Origin of the sequence: Streptomyces sp. NPDC002018 (assembly GCF_042890865.1) — a bacterium.
Lineage (GTDB): Bacteria > Actinomycetota > Actinomycetes > Streptomycetales > Streptomycetaceae > Streptomyces.
This window is the reverse complement of the sequence record NZ_JBIASO010000034.1, coordinates 22,419-43,586: the sequence shown is the minus strand read 5'-3', so window position 1 is coordinate 43,586 and position 21,168 is coordinate 22,419. Positions and strand designations below refer to the sequence as shown.

General features: G+C 70.4%; 18 protein-coding genes. 10 read left to right on the top strand and 8 right to left on the bottom strand.

Annotated features, from left to right (window positions below; genetic code table 11):
• Positions 1–90 precede the first annotated feature (90 nt).
• Positions 91–3,165 carry an NACHT domain-containing protein gene (locus ACFYYH_RS33080; protein WP_388559164.1) on the bottom strand — a complete coding sequence of 1,025 codons (3,075 nt, stop codon included), beginning with the start codon at positions 3,163–3,165 and terminating at the stop codon, positions 91–93.
• Positions 3,166–3,324: 159 nt separating this feature from the next.
• Positions 3,325–4,893 carry a S8 family serine peptidase gene (locus ACFYYH_RS33075; RefSeq protein ID WP_388559158.1) on the bottom strand — a complete coding sequence of 523 codons (1,569 nt, stop codon included), beginning with the start codon at positions 4,891–4,893 and terminating at the stop codon, positions 3,325–3,327.
• Positions 4,894–5,139: 246 nt separating this feature from the next.
• Between ACFYYH_RS33075 and ACFYYH_RS33070 the strand changes: the two genes are divergently transcribed.
• The 3 genes from ACFYYH_RS33070 to moaA all read left to right on the top strand — a co-directional run bounded on the left by ACFYYH_RS33070 (position 5,140) and on the right by moaA (position 8,335).
• Positions 5,140–5,535, top strand: a complete 396-nt coding sequence (locus tag ACFYYH_RS33070) for a DUF485 domain-containing protein (protein ID WP_388559156.1) — start codon at positions 5,140–5,142, stop codon at positions 5,533–5,535.
• Positions 5,532–7,184: a cation acetate symporter gene (locus tag ACFYYH_RS33065; protein WP_388559153.1), complete on the top strand. Its 1,653-nt coding sequence runs from the start codon at positions 5,532–5,534 to the stop codon at positions 7,182–7,184. The genes ACFYYH_RS33070 and ACFYYH_RS33065 overlap by 4 nt, the downstream gene beginning before the upstream one ends.
• A gap of 161 nt (positions 7,185–7,345) precedes the next feature.
• Positions 7,346–8,335, top strand: a complete 990-nt coding sequence (gene moaA, locus ACFYYH_RS33060) for a GTP 3',8-cyclase MoaA (RefSeq protein WP_388559150.1) — start codon at positions 7,346–7,348, stop codon at positions 8,333–8,335.
• 1 nt (position 8,336) lies between these two features.
• On the opposite strand, the gene ACFYYH_RS33055 is transcribed toward moaA, so the two are convergent.
• Both ACFYYH_RS33055 and ACFYYH_RS33050 read right to left on the bottom strand, forming a co-directional pair.
• The gene (locus tag ACFYYH_RS33055; RefSeq protein ID WP_388559147.1) at positions 8,337–8,588 is read right to left on the bottom strand and encodes a hypothetical protein; all 252 of its coding nucleotides are present in this window, start codon (positions 8,586–8,588) and stop codon (positions 8,337–8,339) included.
• A gap of 196 nt (positions 8,589–8,784) precedes the next feature.
• Positions 8,785–9,144: a DUF3099 domain-containing protein gene (locus ACFYYH_RS33050; RefSeq protein ID WP_388559144.1), complete on the bottom strand. Its 360-nt coding sequence runs from the start codon at positions 9,142–9,144 to the stop codon at positions 8,785–8,787.
• A 212-nt stretch (positions 9,145–9,356) separates the two neighbouring features.
• On the opposite strand from ACFYYH_RS33050, the gene ACFYYH_RS33045 reads away from it, so the two are divergent.
• Positions 9,357–9,638 carry a GlsB/YeaQ/YmgE family stress response membrane protein gene (locus ACFYYH_RS33045; RefSeq protein WP_388559141.1) on the top strand — a complete coding sequence of 94 codons (282 nt, stop codon included), beginning with the start codon at positions 9,357–9,359 and terminating at the stop codon, positions 9,636–9,638.
• A 171-nt stretch (positions 9,639–9,809) separates the two neighbouring features.
• Here the strand turns inward: ACFYYH_RS33045 and tyrS are convergent, their stop codons facing one another.
• The 3 genes from tyrS to ACFYYH_RS33030 all read right to left on the bottom strand — a co-directional run bounded on the left by tyrS (position 9,810) and on the right by ACFYYH_RS33030 (position 14,239).
• The gene (tyrS, locus tag ACFYYH_RS33040) at positions 9,810–11,078 is read right to left on the bottom strand and encodes a tyrosine--tRNA ligase (RefSeq protein ID WP_388559138.1); all 1,269 of its coding nucleotides are present in this window, start codon (positions 11,076–11,078) and stop codon (positions 9,810–9,812) included.
• A gap of 62 nt (positions 11,079–11,140) precedes the next feature.
• Positions 11,141–12,547: a metallopeptidase TldD-related protein gene (locus ACFYYH_RS33035; protein ID WP_388559135.1), complete on the bottom strand. Its 1,407-nt coding sequence runs from the start codon at positions 12,545–12,547 to the stop codon at positions 11,141–11,143.
• Positions 12,548–12,715: 168 nt separating this feature from the next.
• Positions 12,716–14,239 carry a TldD/PmbA family protein gene (locus ACFYYH_RS33030; RefSeq protein ID WP_388559132.1) on the bottom strand — a complete coding sequence of 508 codons (1,524 nt, stop codon included), beginning with the start codon at positions 14,237–14,239 and terminating at the stop codon, positions 12,716–12,718.
• A gap of 214 nt (positions 14,240–14,453) precedes the next feature.
• On the opposite strand from ACFYYH_RS33030, the gene ACFYYH_RS33025 reads away from it, so the two are divergent.
• From ACFYYH_RS33025 to ACFYYH_RS33010, 4 genes are all read left to right on the top strand, one after another.
• Positions 14,454–16,466 carry a GTP-binding protein gene (locus ACFYYH_RS33025; protein WP_388559129.1) on the top strand — a complete coding sequence of 671 codons (2,013 nt, stop codon included), beginning with the start codon at positions 14,454–14,456 and terminating at the stop codon, positions 16,464–16,466.
• 149 nt (positions 16,467–16,615) lie between these two features.
• A complete protein-coding gene (gene fabG, locus ACFYYH_RS33020; RefSeq protein ID WP_388559126.1) occupies positions 16,616–17,335 on the top strand; it encodes a 3-oxoacyl-[acyl-carrier-protein] reductase in 720 nt (239 codons plus the stop codon).
• A 4-nt stretch (positions 17,336–17,339) separates the two neighbouring features.
• The gene (fabI, locus tag ACFYYH_RS33015; RefSeq protein ID WP_388559123.1) at positions 17,340–18,113 is read left to right on the top strand and encodes an enoyl-ACP reductase FabI; all 774 of its coding nucleotides are present in this window, start codon (positions 17,340–17,342) and stop codon (positions 18,111–18,113) included.
• Between the two features lie 242 nt (positions 18,114–18,355).
• Positions 18,356–18,757 (top strand): hypothetical protein, encoded by a 402-nt coding sequence (locus tag ACFYYH_RS33010; protein WP_388559120.1) that lies wholly within the window; start codon positions 18,356–18,358, stop codon positions 18,755–18,757.
• A gap of 72 nt (positions 18,758–18,829) precedes the next feature.
• On the opposite strand, the gene ACFYYH_RS33005 is transcribed toward ACFYYH_RS33010, so the two are convergent.
• A complete protein-coding gene (locus tag ACFYYH_RS33005) occupies positions 18,830–19,504 on the bottom strand; it encodes a FadR/GntR family transcriptional regulator (RefSeq protein ID WP_388559117.1) in 675 nt (224 codons plus the stop codon).
• 84 nt (positions 19,505–19,588) lie between these two features.
• On the opposite strand from ACFYYH_RS33005, the gene ACFYYH_RS33000 reads away from it, so the two are divergent.
• Positions 19,589–21,040, top strand: a complete 1,452-nt coding sequence (locus ACFYYH_RS33000) for a CynX/NimT family MFS transporter (RefSeq protein ID WP_388559114.1) — start codon at positions 19,589–19,591, stop codon at positions 21,038–21,040.
• A gap of 4 nt (positions 21,041–21,044) precedes the next feature.
• On the top strand, positions 21,045–21,161 hold the full coding sequence (locus ACFYYH_RS32995) for an SGM_5486 family transporter-associated protein (protein WP_388559111.1): 117 nt from the start codon (positions 21,045–21,047) through the stop codon (positions 21,159–21,161).
• Positions 21,162–21,168 lie beyond the last annotated feature (7 nt).

Here is a 21,168-nt window from a genome sequence, read left to right as displayed (position 1 = left end):
GCTCCCACTCAGCATCGCTCAGATCACCCCGCCCCATGCCCACACCAACGACCCGCACACGAAGCAGTCACATGATCGACCGGACAAGTCCTAGTCGTCCCGGACGATCCGGTCGGGCGGGAACAGCTCTTCGCCGGTGACGGCCGTGTCGTTCCCCACGAGTGTGATGGTGAGGTCCTCCAGATCGGCCAGCGGGCTCAGGTCGAGGGGAGTTCCGGACCGGGCGCACGACGAGAGGTCCAGGTACTTGAGAGCGGTCAGTTCACGGAGCGGACCGAGCCCTCCCGGCAGTCCGCACTGGTGCAGGAAGAGCCACTCCAGCTCCGTGAGATGGCTGATGGACCTCAGGTCCAGTGACCTCTGGTCACGGAGGTCCAGCCCGGTCAGCCCGTCCAGGGAGGGGATCTTCACGAGCTGGCCGATCTGTGTCGCCCCCGACAGCGCGAGACGCTCCAGCCCCGGCCACCGCTCGATGCCGTCCAGGCTCACATGGCGCGTGGCCCGCAGCAGGGAGAGATCCCTGAGCTGCGGGCCGACGGGAAGTTCGCCCACGCTCTCCATGAGCAAGGGGTAGGACAGCACGACGCACTGGAGATCGGGCATGTCGCGCAGCGGCTCCAGCGAGATCTCGTGGTGCATGTCCTCCAGATTGAGTTCCGCGAGCCCGAGTCCGGCCAGCGGGGACAGGTCCCGTACCGCCGAGCAGCGGCAGAGGGTCACATCGGAGAGCTGGGTGAAGGGCGAGAGGACGGAGAGATCCGTCAGCACGTGGTTGTTGAAGAGGGAGAGCCAGTCCGGGTTCTCCAGGGCGAGCAGCGGTGTCAGGTCGGCGTGGTCGCCGTTCACATGGACGCGACGGGCCTGGGGGACGTGCCGCAGGGCGTCGAGCTGCTCCCGGGTCCGCACGTACAGGTAGGAACTCGTCCACTCGTGGCCGGACAGGACCGTCGTCGCGTAGGACTCCGTGTCGAACGACTTCCACGCGCCGGCCACCTCGGAGGCGACCGACAGACGCGCGTCCTGCCGGAACCGCGAGATCACCTCGAAAGCGGCGTCCCCCTCGATGAGCGCCGCCGTCCTGACCACCGCTGCCGCTGTTCTCTCGTCCAGCCCCTCCGGGCCCGGCAGCAGCTCCAGCACCAGTTCCCCGAACTTCGCGAGCGCCTCCGCGTCCGCCCGGTCGCGCGGCGGCACCAGCTCCTTCGCCCTCGCCTCCACCTCCGCCCGTACCTCCGGATCCAGCTCCGGCGCGTGCTCCAGACAGGCCGCCGCGACCAGCACCAGCCGGTGCCTCAGCCTCGGCGCGCGGTCGGCGCGGCGCAGCAACTGCCGCAGCAGCCGGCCCCGTTCGTCCACCCGCGCGTGGCCCACCGCCATCCGGACCACGTCGTCCCACTGGTCGTCGTGCGCGTTCCTGACCAGTACGCCGAAGTCACGGCTCTCGACGGCCGCCTTCGCGCCCAGGTAGTCCTGGAAGGTCCGGTGGACGAAGTTGACCGCGCCCGGCACCGGTTCGCGCAGGAGGCCGCTGCGGATCAGGAGGTGGGTGAAGACCTGGCCGGCGTCGCCGTCGATCTGGGGCATCGCGGTGAGCCACTCCGCGAGCATCTCCACGACGTCCTCGTGCCCGGCCTCCGCCTGCCCGTTGCGGATCAGCCAGTACGCCAGCCGTTGCAGCAGCGCGGTCTGCTCGTCCCGGGTCAGTGTGACGCCCTCGACCCCCAGGATCTCCCGCTCCGTGTCCCGCCGTACGAGCAGCATCTCCAGGGCCGCGTCGTACAACTCCTTCCTGGCCCGGGGAAGTTGCATCCTGCGGTCCCGGTTCAGGGCGCACAGCAGCGCGCACATCAGCGGATTCGTCGCCAGCCGCCCCAGGTCCCTGCGGGTCGTCACCGCGTGGAGGAGGGACCTCTCGTAGGTGTCGAGCTGGGTCCGCTCCGCGTCGGAGGGGCATTCGTGCCGGGCCGCGCCGTGCCAGTGCTCCACGAACGACCTGATGTCGTCGCGGTCCATCGGCAGCAGCGAGTGCGCCTCGAAACCCTGGCCCGACAGCCAGTCCTCCGGTACGGCGGACGGCCGGGTCGTCACCACGTAACGGGCCCGGGGGAACGCCGCCACCAGAGACTTCAGCCAGGCCTCGGTACGGGCCCGCAGCCGGGTCGGAACCTCGTCCACCCCGTCGACCAGGACCAGCGCGCGGCCCTCCGTCAGCAGCTCCTCCGCCCACCCGGGCGCCGCCGACAGCGGGACCCCCGACGCCCGCAGGAAGTCCTCCGGCATCGGCAGCGACTCGGAGGCCGTGAACGCCCGCAGACGCAGCACGAAGGGCACACAGCGGTTCCAGTCGGCGAGTTCGGGACGGAAGGTGCGCCGGGCCGCGTTCAGCGCCAGCCACTGCACCAGGGTGCTCTTGCCCGACCCGGCCGGGCCGCGCAGCAGCAGCCGGTCCGTGGTCGTCAGCGCCTGCTCGGCGGTGACCGTCGTGGGGCCCGTGTGCGGCAGCCCGGGGCCCCTGCCGCGCTCCCCGCTCACCGACAGACTGATGTACGCCGTGTCCAGCGGCCAGTCCCGCCGCGAGCGTCCCAGCGTCAGCCCGAACAGCTCCAGCCGCCCATGGGTGCGGGCCACATAGGCGCCGTAGCGTTCCTCGAACGCGAGTGCCGCCGCGTCCCGTCGCGGCCCGACCCTTTCCCGTACGTCCTCGACCAGCTCCCGCGTCCGGCCCGCGGCCCGGGTCTGCTCGACGGCGGCGCGCGCCGCGAACGACGGGTGCGCCGTGAGCTGTTCCACCACATGCGCGCAGCACAGGCCCAGCAGCTCGTCGTAGAGGTCCTCGGCGGGTCCCGGATGCGGGCCGCGTAACTCCGCCGCCAGCCTCGCCGGATCCAGGTCCAGGGCGAACAGCCGCTCGGGCGTCAGCGCGCCCGCCGCCGCGAAGGCGGACCGTACGGCTTCGAGAGCCGCCAGCCGCTCGTTCTCCGGCAGCCGCGCGTGGCCGTGCGCGGCCGCGAGCCGGCCCGCCAGCACCTTCGCCAGCCGGTCGGGTGACGCGGGCTTCGGGAGGGGGCGCACGGGGGAGGCCACCAGGCCCGCGCCCGGCTTCGGCAGGAGTACCGACTTGGCGACCGCCCCCGCGACCGTACCGGCGAGACGCACCACCACCATGTCCAGGCTCACGACTGCCGTTCCTCCCCCGTGCGCACGAATCGGTGCACAGGATCGTACGGTGCCCGGGGCCGGCGGATGTCACAGGAAGCCGCCGGCGACACGGACGCGGGCCGCCCCGAAGGACGGCCCGCGCACCGGCTGACTGGCGAGCGGTGCCTACCTGCGCACCGCGTCCAGGGCGTCGACCAGACCCGCCCCGTAGAAGCCGTTGTGCCGCTTGCCGCCCTCACAGACGGCGTCGACCACGCCGTCGCCGTCGATGTCGTACGCCGTCGGGCACGCCACATCGTCGGCCTGCGCCGTCAGGAGCGCCTTGATGGCCCACGGCGAGGCGTGCGGATGCGTGGACTTCAGCAGCGCCGCGACACCCGCGACATGCGGGGAGGCCATCGACGTACCGGCCATGTAGCCCCAGTTTCCGCCCGGCAGCGGGCCGAGGATCAGACCGCTGGTCGCCGGGGGCGCCGGCGTCTGGTAGCTGGTGGAGTCGCCGCCCGGGGCCGCGATGTCGATGATGCCGAGACCGTGGTTGGAGAACGAGGACTTCACGCCCTTGGCACCGGTGGAGGCGACGGTGACGACGCCCGGGAGCTGGGTCGGGATGTCCAGGCACTCGGACGGGTCGATGACCCGCTCACCCGGGGTGGTGTCGTTCGGGCTGGTCGGGTCGGTGATCGAGTCGGACGCGAGATCGTAGTTCTCGTTGCCCGCCGCGGCCACATTGACCGTGCCCTTGCTCTCGGCGTACCGCGTGGCGCGGGTGATCGCCTCGACCAGGGCCTTCTGGTCCGGGTCGTTCTTGCAGTTGAAGTACCACGGGTCGGTGTAGTAGCTGTTGTTGGTCACATCGACGCCGTGCTCGGCCGCCCAGACGAAGCCGCAGACGACGGCCTCGGTGTAGAAGAGCCCGGCCGGCGTGGAGACCTTGATGCCGGAGACCTTCACACCCGGGGCGACACCGGTCATGCCCACGCCGTTCTTGGCGGCCGCGATCTCACCGGCGACATGCGTGCCGTGCGGGCTCTCGCCGGCGTTCGGACGCCAGGCGCCCTCGGCCGTGTCGGGCTTGCCCGTCACGCAGTTGACCGACGCCCGGCGGTCGAAGTTCGGCGCGATGTCCGGGTGCGTGTCGTCGACGCCGGTGTCGATCACGGCGACCGTGACGTTTCTGCTGCCCAGGGTCTTCTCGTGCGCCTTGTCCGCCTTGATGGCGGGCAGGTCCCACTGCAACGGCTCCAGCGGGTCCGGGGGAAGGGCGGTGCCGCCGCCCTTCGAGGGGTGCGCCTTCTTCTTCGCCGCGGCGGCCGCGACCGCGACCTCCTCGGCGGTGAGGGCGCGGGGCGCGCCGATGTCCGTCGTGGACTGCGCGGGCAGCGGCGCGGTGCGGGTGGCACCGGCCGACTCGACACCCCTGACCTTGCGCACGGTCGTGGCGAAGCCCGGGTTCTGCGAGGTGACGACGATGACACCTATCTGGTCATAGCTGGTGACCACAGTGCCGCCGGCCCGGTCGATCGCCCTCTTGACCGAGGTGACGGTGGAGTGCCCACCGCGGGTGTTGACGACGTACGACAGCTTCGGGCCGTCCGTGGCGACCGCGTCGGTGCCACCGCCGGCCGGCGCGGCCGTGGCCGTCGCGGCGGGCAGGAAACCGAGTGAGACGGTGAGCGCCAGACCTACGGGCAGCGCGAGTGCGCGCCGCCGTCTGGATCCCAGATGAGCCATGGGTTCTCCACATCATCCGTGAGACCGCCCCCGCGCAGGCTGCGCGTGAACGGGTACATGACGAGCGAAGTTATCGCTGATCATCACTGCTCTTCAATCATTTCCTGAATCATTTCCGGAAGAAAAAGACCCGGGTTGAACCGCTTCGCCATGCCCCCCGTGCCGTTGTCAGGGGGACGAGTAACCGCCCGTCCCCGAGAGGTCCTTATGGCCCAGCCCACCGCACCCGCGTCACGAGGAGATTCCGTGGCTACCGACGCACCGCCGCCCGAGGGCGGTACGGACACCAGCCCAGCCCCGTCCACACCGGACCCGTCCACGACGGCCCAGCCCACGACGGCCCAGTTCGTCGAGGTGCAGGAGAGCCCGGAATTCGGCGAACTGCGCCGTACCTACCGCTCCTTCGCCTTCCCGCTGACCGTCGCCTTCATCGCCTGGTACCTGCTGTACGTCCTGCTGTCCAACTACGCGGGCGGCTTCATGGGCACCAAGGTCTTCGGCAACATCAATGTCGCGCTCGTCCTCGGTCTGGCGCAGTTCGCCACCACGTTCCTCATCGCCTGGTACTACGCGCGGCACGCCGCCCGCAAGCTCGACCCGAAGGCGGATGTCATCAAGTCCCGTATGGAGGCGGACGCGTGAGCCACTCGATCCAGCTCGTCGGCCACCAGGGCCCGGTCCAGCTCGCCGCCGCCTCGGACGCCAGTGAGCACCGGCCGCTGATCATCACCCTCTTCGCGCTCTTCGTCGTCGCGACCCTGGTCATCACCGTCTGGGCCGGCCGGCAGACCAAGAACGCCTCCGACTTCTACGCGGGCGGACGGCAGTTCTCCGGCTTCCAGAACGGCCTCGCCGTCTCCGGTGACTACATGTCGGCCGCCTCCTTCCTCGGTATCGCCGGCGCCATCGCCCTCTTCGGCTACGACGGCTTCCTGTACTCGATCGGATTCCTGGTCGCCTGGCTGGTGGCGCTGCTGCTCGTCGCCGAACCGCTGCGCAACTCCGGCCGCTACACGATGGGTGACGTCCTCGCCTACCGGATGCGCCAGCGCCCGGTCCGCACCGCGGCGGGCACCTCCACCATCGTCGTCTCGATCTTCTATCTGCTCGCGCAGATGGCCGGCGCGGGCGTTCTGGTCTCGCTGCTGCTCGGCATCACCAGCGACGCCGGGAAGATCGCCATCGTCGCCCTGGTCGGTCTGCTGATGATCGTGTACGTGACCATCGGCGGTATGAAGGGCACCACCTGGGTGCAGATGGTCAAGGCGGTGCTCCTGATCGCGGGCACCCTGCTCATCACCTTCCTCATCCTGCTGAAGTTCAACTTCAACCTGTCCGACCTGCTGGGCACGGCGGCGAGCAACAGCGGCAAGGGCGCCGCCTTCCTGGAGCCCGGTCTCAAGTACGGGGCCACCGCGACCTCCAAGCTGGACTTCATCTCGCTCGGTATCGCGCTCGTCCTCGGAACCGCGGGCCTGCCGCACATCCTGATCCGCTTCTACACCGTGCCGACCGCCAAGGCCGCCCGCAAGTCGGTGATCTGGGCCATCGGGATCATCGGCGCGTTCTATCTGATGACGATCGTGCTCGGCTTCGGCGCCGCCGCGCTGCTCAAGGCCGATGACATCATCGCCTCCAACAAGGCGGGCAACACCGCGGCACCCCTGGCCGCGCTGGAAATCGGCGGTGGTGCCGGTTCGACCGGAGGAGCGATTCTGCTCGCCGTGATCTCGGCGGTGGCCTTCGCGACCATCCTCGCGGTGGTCGCGGGACTGACCCTGGCGTCCTCGTCGTCGTTCGCGCACGACATCTACGCCAATGTCATCCGCAAGGGCCAGGCGACCGAGAAGGAGGAGGTCCGCGCGGCCCGCTGGGCGACCGTCGCCATCGGCATCGTCTCCATCGCGCTCGGGGCGCTCGCCCGCGATCTGAACGTGGCCGGTCTCGTCGCGCTCGCCTTCGCCGTCGCCGCCTCGGCCAATCTGCCGACCCTCCTCTACAGCCTGTTCTGGAAGCGGTTCACCACCCAGGGCGCCCTGTGGTCGATCTACGGCGGTCTGGCCTCCTCCGTGCTGCTGGTGCTGTTCTCACCGGTCGTCTCGGGGAAGCCCACCTCGATGTTCCCCGGCGTCGACTTCCACTTCTTCCCGCTGGAGAACCCGGGCCTGATCTCCATCCCGCTGGGCTTCCTGCTCGGCTGGCTGGGCACCGTGCTGTCCAAGGAGGAGCCCGACCGGGGCAAGTACGCCGAGCTGGAGGTCAAGTCCCTCACCGGAACCGGGGCCCACTGAGCCGAACGGGCGGGACCTTCCCGAACCCCCTTCCGTGGCCGCGTCGTAGACATCCGCGACGCGGCCACGCCGCTGCCCGCCGCAAATGTCCCTCTGGCGTTGTCAGTGGCCTGACGTAGGCTCGACCCTGTCGGATTCCGATCACAGGGAGGGGGCCCACAGTGCTTGTCGACACTTATGGCCGGGTGGCCACTGACCTGCGCGTCTCGCTCACAGACCGGTGCAACCTGCGGTGCACGTACTGCATGCCGGAAGAAGGCCTGCAATGGCTCGGCAAGTCGGAGCTGCTCAGCGACGACGAAATCGTCCGTCTGGTCCGTATCGCGGTCACCCGGCTCGGGATCACCGAGGTCCGCTTCACCGGCGGTGAGCCGCTGATCAGGCCCGGTCTGGTGGGGATCGTGGAGCGGTGCGCCGCGCTGGAGCCGCGCCCCAGGATGTCGGTGACCACCAACGGCCTCGGACTCCGGCGCACCGCCGCCGCGCTCAGTGCCGCGGGCCTCGACCGGGTCAATGTCTCGCTCGACACCCTGCGGCCCGAGGTCTTCAAGGCCCTCACCCGCCGCGACCGGCACGCGGATGTGATCGCCGGGCTGCGCGCGGCCCGTGAGGCCGGGCTCGTCCCCGTCAAGATCAACGCGGTCCTGATGCCGGGCCTCAATGACGACGAGGCCCCCGAGTTGCTCGCCTGGGCCATCGAGGAGGGCTACGAGCTGCGCTTCATCGAGCAGATGCCGCTCGACGCCCAGCACGGGTGGAAGCGCGAGGGCATGATCACGGCCGGTGAGATCCTGGAATCGCTGCGTACGCGCTTCCGGCTGACCCCCGAGGGCGAGACGGTCCGTGGCTCCGCGCCCGCCGAGCGCTGGCTCGTGGACGGCGGGCCGCACCGCGTCGGTGTGATCGCCTCCGTCACCCGCCCCTTCTGCCATGCCTGCGACCGCACCCGGCTGACCGCGGACGGACAGGTGCGCACCTGCCTGTTCGCCCGGGAGGAGACGGATCTGCGGGCCGCGCTGCGCTCCGGGGCGCCCGACGAGGAGATCGCCACGCTCTGGAGGCTGGCGATGTGGGGCAAGAAGGCCGGCTCCGGTCTGGACGACCCCGCCTTCCTCCAGCCGGACCGTCCGATGTCGGCCATCGGGGGCTGATTCAGTGACCGGAGTCCGGCCGCTGCTGCCACCGCGCCAGTTCCACCACGTCCTTGAGAAAGCCGCGCACACCGAGGAACGAGGAGAGGTGCTCACGGTGCTCGTCGCACGCCAGCCAGGTCTTGCGCCGCTCCGGTGTATGCAGCTTGGGGTTGTTCCAGGCGAGCACCCAGACCGCGGGCGTACGGCAGCCCTTCGCGGAGCAGATCGGCGCGGCGTCGGCGTCGGAATCGGAATTGCCGGGGAAGTTCACCCGACCACCCTAGGACACATCCGGTAACCCGAAATGGCGACGCCGAGCAGCCACGGGGGGAGCTGCCCGGCGTCGGTCCGTCGCTCCGACGGGGGATGCGGAGCGCCTACAAAGTATGTCACGGGCAATGGGGTGCCCGGCACCGGAACTTCACGATTGATCTGAGCTTTTCTTGAGCTTTGCGTGGCGCCCGAGATCAATTCCCGTGCGTTTCGCGGTCCGTCCCCTCGGCTCCGGATTCCGCCGCGAGAGGCACGGAAGGAGGCGCGATCATTGGCGGTGTGGGAGCGGTCACAAAGGTCGTGGGCAGTGACGGCGCATTCTCCCGGCCGGCGTTGGCGATCACCACGGCCACATACGGCAGGAGCGTGCCGACGACCAGTGTCACGATCGCCACCGGCCGTTCCACGTTCCACAGGGCCACGGTGGCGACCACCGCGAGCGTCCGTACGGACATCGAGATCACATAACGGCGCTGCCGGCCGCGCACATCGTCCGCGAGCCCCTGCCGCGCTCCCGTGATCCGGAAGACCTCGGTGCCGCTGCGCTTCCGCATCACGTTCCACCACCCGATTCTGTGCCGGACACTCCCGGACCGGACCGCACACCACGGTACGCCGACGCTCCCGCCACCACGAGTGCGGGCCACCCCCCATCCTGACCGACGGTTCTGGTCGCGCCACGTACGGAGCCGTCCGACATGCGCCGTATGGGCGACCGACACAGACTGGGCGCACATGCGCAGAGCGCGCCGCTCCGGGAGGCGACATGAACTGGTTGTGGGCGATCATCGTCGGGCTGGTACTGGGGCTCATCGCCAGGGCGGTCCTTCCGGGCAAGCAGCACATCCCCCTCTGGCTGACGGTCCTGTGCGGCATCCTCGGCGGGATCCTGGGCAACGCGGTCGCGGGCTGGCTCGGTGTCGCCCACACCAGGGGCATCGACTGGACCCGCCATGTGCTCCAGCTCGTCGGGGCCGTTCTCGTGGTCTTCGTGGTCGACCTGCTCCGGACCAGGATGCGCGGCAGACGCGCCCGGCAGCGCATGTGAGACGGCGCACGCAACGCCAGCTCAAACGGAACGGCGGCGCGCGCACAACGGCGGCGCACACGGAACCGGGGTGCACACGGAACGGCGGCGCGCGTGCGGTGAAACGGCTGGTCCGGGGCGCGCGAGACCTCTCGCCCACCCCGGACCGGCCGGATACGCCGGATACGCGGGTCAGCCGGCCGTGACCTCGACCGCGGCCAGATTCTTCTTGCCCCGGCGCAGCACCAGCCAGCGGCCGTGCAGCAGCTCCTCGGGGCCCGGTACGGAGTCCGCGTCCGTGACCTTGGCGTTGTTCACATACGCCCCGCCCTCCTTGACCGTGCGCCGCGCCGCCGACTTGCTCGGCGCGAGACCGGTCTCGGCCAGGAGATCCACCACGGGGCCCAGCTCGGCGACCTCGGCGCGGGGCACCTCGGCGAGCGCCGCGCCCAGCGTCGCCTCGTCCAGCTCGGTCAGCTCACCCTGGCCGAACAGCGCCCGGGACGCGGCGACGACCGCCGCGCACTGCTCCGCGCCATGGATGAGCGTCGTCAGCTCCTCGGCCAGGGCCCGCTGGGCCGCACGGGCCTGCGGGCGCTCCGCGGTGCTCCGCTCCAGCTCCTCCAGCTCCGCGCGGCTCCTGAAGCTGAGAATGCGGCTGTACGAGGAGATGTCCCGGTCGTCCACATTCAGCCAGAACTGGTAGAACGCGTACGGTGTGGTCATCTCCGGGTCGAGCCAGACCGCGCCGCTCTCCGACTTGCCGAACTTGGTCCCGTCGGCCTTGGTCATCAGCGGTGTGGCCAGCGCGTGCACGGTGGCGCCCGGCTCCAGCCGGTGGATCAGATCCAGACCGGCGGTGAGATTGCCCCACTGGTCGCTGCCGCCCTGCTGGAGGACACAGCCGTACCGCCGGTACAGCTCCAGGAAGTCCATGCTCTGGAGCAACTGGTAGCTGAACTCGGTGTAGCTGATGCCCTCGTCCGACTCCAGCCTGCGGGCGATGGAGTCCTTGGTGAGCATCTTGTTCACCCGGAAGTGCTTGCCGACGTCCCGCAGGAACTCGATCGCGGACAGGCCCGCGGTCCAGTCCAGATTGTTGACCACGACCGCCGCGTTCGGGCCCTCGAAGGAGAGGAACGGCTCGATCTGGGACCGCAGCCGGCGCACCCAGCCCGCGACCGTCTCCGGGTCGTTCAGTGTCCGCTCGGCGGTCGGCCGGGGATCACCGATCTGACCGGTGGCGCCGCCCACCAGCGCCAGCGGCCGGTGTCCGGCCCGCTGGAGCCGCCGTACGGTCAGCACCTGCACGAGATGCCCCACGTGCAGGCTGGGCGCGGTGGGATCGAAGCCGCAATAGAACGTCACGGGACCGTTCGCGAGAGCCTTGCGCAAAGCGTCCTCGTCGGTGGACTGGGCGAACAGCCCGCGCCACTTCAGCTCGTCGACGATATCCGTCACGGTCGTGTCTCTCCTTGGATGGTCCTGTGGCCGGCCCCCAGTCTATGGGCGCCGTCCAGGCGTTAAACGCCCCGGCTGACCGAGCTCATATTGAAGTCGGGGACGCGCAGCGCGGGCATCGCGGCCCGGGTGAACCAGTCGCCCCACTCGCGCGGCAGTGTCTTCTCCGTGCGCCCGGCCTCGGTGGCCCGTGACAGCAGATCGACGGGCGACTCGTTGAACCGGAAGTTGTTCACCTCGCCGACGACCTCGCCGTTCTCGACGAGATACACCCCGTCCCTGGTCAGCCCCGTGAGCAGCAGGGTCGCCGGGTCCACCTCACGGATGTACCACAGGCAGGTCAGCAGCAGTCCGCGCGCGGTGGCGGAGACCATCTCCTCCAGCGACCGGTCCCCGCCGCCCTCCAGGATCAGATTGCCGGTGCCCGAGGCGACCGGGAGGCCGGTCAGCGCGGCGGTGTGCCGGGTGGTGATGAGCTGGGCCAGCTCGCCCTCCCGTACCCAGTCCGTGGCCGTGAGCGGCAGACCGTTGTCGAACACCGAGGCGTCGTCGCCGGAGGAGTGCGCGATCACGAACGGCGCGGACTCCAGACCCGGCTCGTTCGGGTCGCTGCGGAGCGTGAGCGGCAGCTCGGAGAGCTTCTCGCCGAGACGGGTGCCGCCGCCGGGGCGGGAGAAGACCGTACGGCCCTCCGCCGCGTCACGGGCGGTCGAGGACCAGAGCTGGTAGATCAGCAGATCGGCCACGGCGGTGGACGGCAGCAGCGTCTCGTACCGTCCGGCGGGCAGGTCGATCCTGTGCTCGGCCCAGGCCAGCCGCTGTGCCAGGCCGGCGTCGAGGACCGCCGGGTCCACGTCCTTGAAGTCACGGGTGGCACGGCCCGCCCAGGCCGAGCGGGTGCGGTCGGGGGACTTGGCGTTCAGCTCGAGGGTGCCGTTGGGCTGGTCGTGGCGGAGCCGTACCCCCGTCGACGTACCGAGATAGGTCGAGGTCAGCTCGTGGTTGGCGAATCCGTACAGCTCACGGCCGCCGGCACGGGCACGGGCGAAGGACTCGCCGAGCGCCGGAGCGAAGTCGGCGAAGACCGCGGAGGTCGTCTCGACGGGCGCGTCCGTGAAGTCGCCCGACGGCCGGCCCGCCTGGTCGGGACCGACCAGCGGCTGGGCGTCCTCGGCGGGACCGGCCGCGCGCGCGGCGGCCTCGGCGGCCCGGACCAGCGGCTCCAGCTCGTCGGCGGTGACGGCGGAGCGCGACACCACACCGGACGCGGTGCCCCGCGCGCCGTCGACGGTGGCGATGACGGTCAGCGTCCTGCCCCGGGTGACGCCGTTGGTGGTCAGCGCGTTGCCCGCCCAGCGCAGATTGGCGGAGGACCGCTCGTCGGCGATGACCACACAGCCGTCGGCGGTGGACAGTTCGAGGGCGCGCTCGACGATCTCGTGCGGCTTGCTGACACGGCTGGTGCTCATCGTCCGGCCTCCTGCGTGGTGTTGAGACGGTGCTGTCCCGGGGGGCGACCCCCGGACCCCCGGCCGACGGTGGTGGTCCCCGTCATCGTCCGGCCTCCTGAGTGGTGTTGAGACGGTGCTGTCCCGGGGGACGACCCCCGGACCCCCGGCCGACGGTGGTCGTCCCCGTCATCGTCCGGCCTCCTGAGTGGTGTTAAGGATGTTGACGCCGCGGAACAGGGCGGAGGGGCAGCCGTGGGAGACCGCCGCCACCTGTCCCGGCTGGGCCTTGCCGCAGTTGAAGGCGCCGCCCAGCACATAGGTCTGCGGTCCGCCGACCGCCTCCATGGACCCCCAGAAGTCCGTTGTCGTCGCCTGGTACGCGACATCGCGGAGCTGACCCGTGAGCTTGCCGTTCTCGATACGGAAGAACCGCTGCCCGGTGAACTGGAAGTTGTAGCGCTGCATGTCGATCGACCACGACCGGTCGCCGACCACATAGATCCCGCGCTCGACCCCGCCGATCAGATCCTCCGTGCTCAGCCCGCCGGGATCCGGCCGCAGCGACACGTTCGCCATGCGCTGGACGGGCACATGCCCCGGCGAGTCCGCGTAGGCGCAGCCGTTGGAGCGGCCGAGGCCGGTGAGCTTCGCGATCCGGCGGTCGAGCTGGTAGCCGACGAGCGTGCCCTCCTTGACCAGGTCCCACGACTGCGCCTCGACGCCCTCGTCGTCGTACCCGATGGTCGCCAGACCGTGCTCGGCGGTCCTGTCGCCCGTCACATTCATCACCGAGGAGCCGTACGCCAGCTTCCCGAGCTGGTCGAACGTCGCGAACGAGGTCCCCGCGTACGCCGCCTCGTAGCCCAGCGCCCGGTCCAGCTCCGTGGCATGGCCGATCGACTCGTGGATGGTCAGCCAGAGGTTGGACGGGTCGACGACCAGGTCGTACGTCCCGGCCTCGACGCTCGGCGCCCGCATCTTCTCGGCGAGCAGCCCGGGGATACGCTCCAGCTCCGCGTCCCAGTCCCAGCCGGTCCCGGTGAGGTACTCCCAGCCCCGCCCGGCCGGCGGCGCGATCGTGCGCATCGAGTCGAACTCACCGCTCTCGCCGTCCACCGCGGTGGCGGTGAGCTGCGGGTGCAGCCGGATCCGCTGCTGGGTGGTGACCGTACCCGCGGTGTCCGCGTAGAACTTGTTCTCGTGGACGGTGAGCAGCGACGCGTCCACATGCGCGACGCCCTCCGCCCGCAGCAGCCGTCCGCTCCACTCCGCGAGCAGCCCGCTCTTCTCCTCGTCGGGCACGTCGAACGGGTCGATCTCGTACGACGACACCCAGGTCCGCTCGGCGTGCACCGGCTCCTCGGCCAACTCGACACGCTCGTCGGAGCCCGCGGCGGAGATCACCTTCGCGGAGAGCCTGGCCATCGCCACGGCCTGCCCCGCGACCCGTGCCGCCGCGTCCATGGAGAGATCGACGCCGGACGCGAAGCCCCAGGCGCCCCCGTGCACCACCCGGACCGCGTACCCGAGGTCCGTGGTGTCCGACGACCCGGCGGGTTTCCCGTCCCGCAGCCGCCACGACGCGCCGCGCACCCGCTCGAACCGGAAGTCCGCGTGCTCCGCGCCGAGCGCCCGCGCCCGCGCGAGCGCGGCGTCGGCGAGCGCCCGCAGCGGCAGTGCCAGGAACGACTGATCTACCTCATGGGGCACGTCGGCCTCCCCTTCTCCACACCTGTGGGTCATGTGCCCGCAGTGAATCATGCGGGCGCGGCGCCCCGCCCCGCCCCGGACAAACCGGTTGCGGCCGGTGGGGCGCTCTGCTGTACTCCCCGCAACACCGGATCGATCAAGGAGATCGTCGTGCGCGGAACTTCTGTGTCCAGCCAGCGGGAAATTGCCGTCTACACAGAGGACCTGACGCTTCGTGCGAACGCTGAACCTTGGAATCCTGGCGCATGTCGACGCCGGTAAGACCAGCCTGACCGAGCGGCTGCTGCACGCCGCCGGAGTCATCGACGAGATCGGCCGTGTCGATGACGGCAGTACCCAGACCGATTCCCTGGCGCTGGAACGGCAGCGCGGCATCACGATCAAGTCGGCCGTCGTGTCGTTCATGATCGACGACATCGCTGTCAATCTGATCGATACGCCGGGACACCCGGATTTCATCGCCGAGGTGGAACGTTCCCTGAACGTGCTCGACGGCGCCGTCCTGGTGATCTCCGCCGTCGAGGGGGTGCAGGCGCAGACCCGCGTACTGATGCGGACGCTGCGGCGGCTGCGCATTCCCACGCTCCTTTTCGTGAACAAGATCGACCGCCGTGGCGCGCACGAGGCACGCGTGCTCCGGGCGGTGTCCGAGCGGCTCAGCCCGGCGATCGTCCCGATGGGGACGGCCCATGGCCTCGGCACACGCGGCGCCGGCTTCACCCCCTGCGACGGGACCGACACCGCCTTCCTCACCAGGCTCGCGGAGAAGCTGGCCGACCAGGACGACACCCTCATGGCCGCCTATCTGGACGGCGCGGTCCGCCTTCCGCACCACCGGCTCCACCGTGAGCTGGCGGCGCAGACCCGGCGGGCGGTGGCGCATCCCCTGTACTTCGGCTCCGCCATCACGGGCGCGGGTGTGGACGCGCTGATCACCGGGGTCAAGGAGCTGCTGCCCGCGTCCGAGCGGGACGCCGGGGGCGCCGTCCTCGGTACGGTCTTCAAGATCGACCGCGGCCCGGCGGGGGAGAAGGTCGCCTACGTCCGCATGCTCTCCGGGACCGTACGGACCCGCGACCGGCTGGCGTTCGGCCCCGACCGTGCCGGGAAGGTCACCGCCATCAGCGTCTTCGACCAGGGGTCGGCCGTCCCCCGGGGATCGGTCGAGGCCGGGCGGATCGGGATCCTCCGGGGACTGGCCGGCGTCCGGATCGGCGACACCGTCGGGGACCCGGACGGCACCGCGCCGACGGCGGCGGCCCCGGCGGACGGTCACTTCGCCCCGCCGACGCTGGAGACGGTCGTCGTCCCCTGCCGCCCGGCGGACCGGGGCGCGCTCCACGCGGCGCTCGCCCAGCTCGTCGAGCAGGATCCGCTGATCAATCTGCGGCAGGACGAACTCCGGCAGGAGATTTCCGTTTCTCTCTACGGAGAAGTGCAGAAAGAGGTCATCCAGGCGACGCTGGCGAATGACTTCGGCGTGGAGGTCACCTTCCGGGGGACGACCACCATCTGTGTGGAACGGCTGACCGGTTCCGGCGCGGCCGCCGAGATCATGGGAAAGGATCCCAATCCCTTTCTCGCCACCGTCGGACTGCGTATTGATCCGGCGCCGGTCGATTCGGGGGTGGAATTCCGGCTGGAGGTCGAACTCGGCTCGATGCCCTTCGCGTTCATGAAGGCGGTCGAGGAAACAGTGCGGGAAACCCTGCTCCAGGGAATTCACGGATGGCGGGTCCCCGACTGCGTGGTCACCCTCACCCATTCCGGGTACGCGGCGCGGCAGAGCCATTCCCACGGGGTCTTCGACAAGAGCATGTCGAGCACCGCGGGGGACTTCCGCAATCTCACTCCACTCGTCCTGATGACCGCGCTGAAGCGGGCGGGCACCACGGTGCACGAGCCGATGCACCGCTTCCGGCTGGAACTCCCGGCGGATGTGTACGGGTCGCTCCTGCCCGTACTGGCGCGGCTGCGCGCCGTACCCCGGACACCGTCCACACAGGGGGACGCGTACGTCCTGGAGGGCGAGATCCCGGCGGCCCAGGTGCATGAACTGGAACAGCGGCTGCCGACCCTCACCCGTGGCGAGGGGGTGCTCGAATCATGCTTCGACCACTACCGGCCGGTCACCGGGACCGCCCCGTCCCGGCCCCGCACGGACCACGATCCACTCCACCGAAAGGAGTACCTGCTGCGTGTCGTGCGGAGGATCGCCGGGGGTTAGCCCGCCCGGTTCCGGTCCGCCCGGTCCGCCCGTTTCTGTAGGAATCCAACAGGGACCGTGGCGAGGCGCTGTCAGGGGCCGATTCTCCGGCGGTGGGACGGTACCGATAGGTTTTCGATGTACCAGACCGCCAAGGAAAGGCTGATCCGTTGAGCCGCTCGGTTCTCGTCACCGGAGGAAACCGGGGCATCGGCCTCGCCATCGCCCGTGTGTTCGCCGAAAACGGCGACAAGGTCGCCATCACCTACCGCTCCGGCGAGCCCCCGGCGGCCCTGCTGGAGCTGGGCTGCCTGGCGGTCCGCTGTGACATCACGGACACCGAGCAGGTGGAGCAGGCCTACAAGGAGATCGAGGAGAAGCAGGGTCCCGTGGAGGTGCTGGTGGCCAACGCCGGTGTCACCAAGGACCAGTTGCTGATGCGGATGTCCGAGGAGGACTTCACCTCCGTCCTCGACACCAACCTCACCGGCACCTTCCGTGTCGTCAAGCGCGCCAACCGCGCGATGCTGCGGGCCAAGAAGGGCCGGGTCGTGCTGATCTCCTCGGTGGTCGGGCTGCTCGGCTCGGCGGGCCAGGCGAACTACGCCGCGTCCAAGGCCGGTCTGGTCGGCTTCGCGCGCTCCCTCGCCCGTGAACTCGGCTCGCGGAACATCACCTTCAACGTCGTCGCACCGGGCTTCGTCGACACCGACATGACCAAGGTGCTCACGGACGAGCAGCGCGCGGGCATCGTCTCGCAGGTGCCGCTCGGCCGCTACGCGCAGCCGGAGGAGATCGCCGCGACGGTGCGGTTCCTCGCCTCCGACGACGCCTCGTACATCACTGGAGCCGTCATTCCCGTTGACGGCGGATTGGGCATGGGTCACTGATCACATGAGTGGAATCCTCGCCGGCAAGCGCATTCTCGTGACGGGTGTCCTCACCGAGGGCTCCATCGCCTTCCACGCCGCCAAGGTGGCGCAGGAGGAGGGCGCCGATGTCATCCTCACCGGCTTCGGCCGGCTCACCCTCGTCGAGCGCATCGCCAAGCGGCTGCCCAAGCCCGCCCCGGTCATCGAACTGGATGTCACCGACCAGGAGCACCTGGACCGGCTCGACGGCAGGATCCGGGAGATTCAGGGCGACGCCGGCGCCGGGCTCGACGGCGTCGTGCACTCGATCGCCTTCGGCCCGCAGGGCGCGTTCAACTTCCTGGAGGGAAGCTGGGACGACGTCTCGACCGCGGTGCATGTCTCGGCGTACTCCCTGAAGTCGCTCACCACGGCCTGTCTGCCGCTGATGGAGCGCGGCGGCTCGGTGGTCGGTCTCACCTTCGACGCGCAGGTCGCCTGGCCCAAGTACGACTGGATGGGTGTCGCCAAGGCGGCGCTGGAGTCCACCAACCGCTATCTCGCCCGTGACCTGGGCGCGCGGAACATCCGCTGCAATCTGATCTCGGCCGGCCCGATCAAGTCCATGGCCGCCAAGTCCATCCCCGGCTTCGAGGAACTGGCGGACGTGTGGAACCACCGCGCGCCCATCGGCTGGGACCTGGCCGACCCCGAGCCGGCCGGCCGGGGTGTCGTCGGTCTGCTGTCGGACTTCTTCCCGAAGACGACCGGTGAGATCGTGCATGTCGACGGCGGCGTGCACATGATGGGCGCCTGACCCTTCCCGCCGCACCGCGTACTCCCGTTCCGGAAGCCGCGCCCTGTCCAGCCGGACGGTGCGCGGCTTCGGTGCGTCCGGGCCCGGAGGCCCGGGGATCCGGCGGGGTGACGGACCGTGTCCCTTCGATTCGAAAAGAAGGACAAGTAGCCCCACACTGGGCGCATCGGGGCATACCGGATGCCGTACGGATGGCTGCGTGACTCCCCGCCAGGGTTCGTCATGGGGGAGGAGGTGTACGCATGCGTTCGTCGCTGCGCCGTGCGGCCGCCGCCCTCGCCGCGGCTCTGCTGATCACGAGCGGGCTGGCCGTCTCCTCGGAACTCTTCTCGCGGACGCGGGGCGCGCCCGGGCCCGTCGAGGTCTCCGCCCCGCCGCGAGGGGAGGGGGCGCGCGGCCGGCCCGACCGATTCGGAGCCACCTGCCGTACGAAGATCGAGGGCTCGCGCGCCACCGCCTCGTGCCACAACCCGTACCCGGAGACCGACCGGGTGCGGCTGCACGTCGAGTGCGAACGCTGGTGGGACATCGACGCCGACAGCGCGCCGGTGGAGATCGCCGCCGCGCGGTACGGGGAACTCGCCGAGCGCTGCTGGATGGAGATCCGCCATGTGTGGATCACCCATGAGCGCGTGGCCTTCTGAGCCCGCCGTGCCGAGCCGGTTCCGTCCCCCCTCGGCCCCGTCACGCCGTTTCCCCTGGATGTCGGCTGTCCCTCAGACCCGTTCGCCCAGACAGTGGAGGGTGTAGCTGGCCGCCTCGGTGCCCGCCGTCTCCACATCGCCCGCCCGGATCGCGGCCACCAGCCGCGCGTGGTCCATATGGTTCTCCGGGCGCAGCTCCTGCCCCACGTCGTCGCGGAGCCAGTCGCGCAGCAGATGATTGAGGTCCGCGTAGAGCGCGGTCAGCACATCGTTGTGCGAGGCCGAGACGACCGCCATGTGGAGGGTGGCGTCCGCCGCGACGAACGCGTCCAGATCACGCGCGGCCCAGGCCTCCTCGCGCCGTGCGAGCAGGGTCTCCAGTTGCCGCAGCTCCCGGTCCGTACGCCGCTCGGCCGCCAGCCTGGCGGCCGAGGACTCCAGGGTGGAGCGCACCTCGGCGATGTCGCGCCGTTCGGCGCCGGCGAATCTTCGGTGCATCACCCCGGCCAGTTCACTGGTCGCGATCACATAGGTGCCCGAGCCCTGGCGGATGTCCAGGAGCCCGTTGTGGGCGAGCGCGCGGACCGCCTCGCGGACGGTGTTACGGGCCACCCCGAGCTGTTCCACCAGCTCGGGCTCGGTGGGGATACGGGAACCCACCGGCCACGCGCCCGAGGTGATCTGGCTCCGCAGCTCGGTGATCACCTGATCGGAGAGGGCGGAACGCCGGGGAGAGGTCAGCGCCATGGTGCTCCAAGTCTCGTGGAAGGGCCGAAGAGGGGCAGGCGGGCGGCTGGACAGTCAATCATCCTATGATTCTATGATGGCCTCATGCCCGACGAGCCGCAGCCGCAGATACCCACGCCCACGGACACCCGGACTCTGAGCCGGTCGGCCGCGTCCGTATCCGCACCCGGCGATTCTCCCGCACGGCCCGCGGCTCCCGCACGGCCAGCAGCGTCGGCACCGCCCGCGGCGCCCGTGCCGCCCGGGGCGTCCGGGGCGGTTCGGCTCACCCGGCTGCTCGTCGTCGGGCTCGTTCTCGCCGCGCTGAACCTCCGCCCCGCCATCACCAGCCTCGGCGCGCTGCTCGAAGAGGTACGGGACGGGCTGCACATGAGCGGCAGCGTCGCGGGTGTCCTCACCTCCGTACCGCCCTTCTGCTTCGCGGTCTTCGGCTTCACCGCCCCGCGCCTGGCCCGGCGGTACGGCCCCGGAGCCGTCGTCTGCGCGAGCATGGTGGCGATCACGGCGGGACTGCTGATCCGGCCGTTCGCCGGCGGTACGGCGGGTTTCCTCGCGGCGAGCGCGTTCGCGCTGATGGGCATCGCCGTCAGCAATGTGCTGATGCCGGTGATCGTCAAGCGGTACTTCCCCGACCGGGTCGGCACCATGACCGGGCTGTACTCGATGGCACTGGCGCTCGGCACGGCCGTCGCCGCAGCCGTGACCGTCCCCATGACCGAGGCGCTGGGCGGCAGTTGGCGCACGGGACTCGGTGTCTGGGCCGTGCTCGCGGCCGTCGCCGTGCTGCCCTGGACCGGCCTGGTGCGCGACCGGGGCGTCACGGGGGCGGGGGCCGGTGTGTCCACGGGCGCCACGGGGGCGCCGGCCGGTGTGTCCACGGCCGCGGTTGCTCCTGGACCGGCGGGGCCGGCGGCGTCGGGGGGACCGGCGGGGCCGATCCCCGGGCTCAGGCTCGGGCGCAGCCGTACCGCCTGGGCGCTGGCCTGTTTCTTCGGTCTCCAGGCCACCGGCGCGTACATCACCATGGGCTGGATGCCCCAGGTCTTCCGTGACGCGGGGGTCCCGGCCGGCACGGCGGGGCTGCTGCTCGCCGTGACCATGGTGATGGGGGTGCCCCTCGCCTTCGTGATCCCGGGGCTGGCCGCGCGGATGAGGAACCAGGGGCCGATCGTCGTCGCTCTCGGTCTCTGCGGGCTGACCGCCTACTCGGGCCTGTACGTCGCCCCCGCCGAGGGCGCCTGGGTCTGGGTGGTGCTGCTGGGCATCTCGAACTGCTCGTTCCCGCTCGCCCTCACCATGATCGGCATGCGGTCGAGGTCCGGCGCGGGCGTCGTACGGCTCTCCGCGTTCGCCCAGAGCACCGGCTATCTGATCTCGATCCCCGGCCCGCTGCTGGTGGGGGTGTTGTACCAGCACACGGGCGGCTGGGGGCTGCCGATCGCGCTGATGGCGGGGTTCCTGGTGCCGCAGATGGTGGCGGGGGTGATCGCGGGGCGGGACCGGACGATCGAGGACGAGGCGCGAATGCGAGACTGAACGCATGCCAGTCCTTGACCCGAATCCCCAGAACGGCCAGCAGAAGCTGCTCATCGTGTTCGGCACGATCATCGGCATCCTGGTGCTCATCGGCATCATCGCGTCGATCGCCTCGCCCTGAGGCGGGT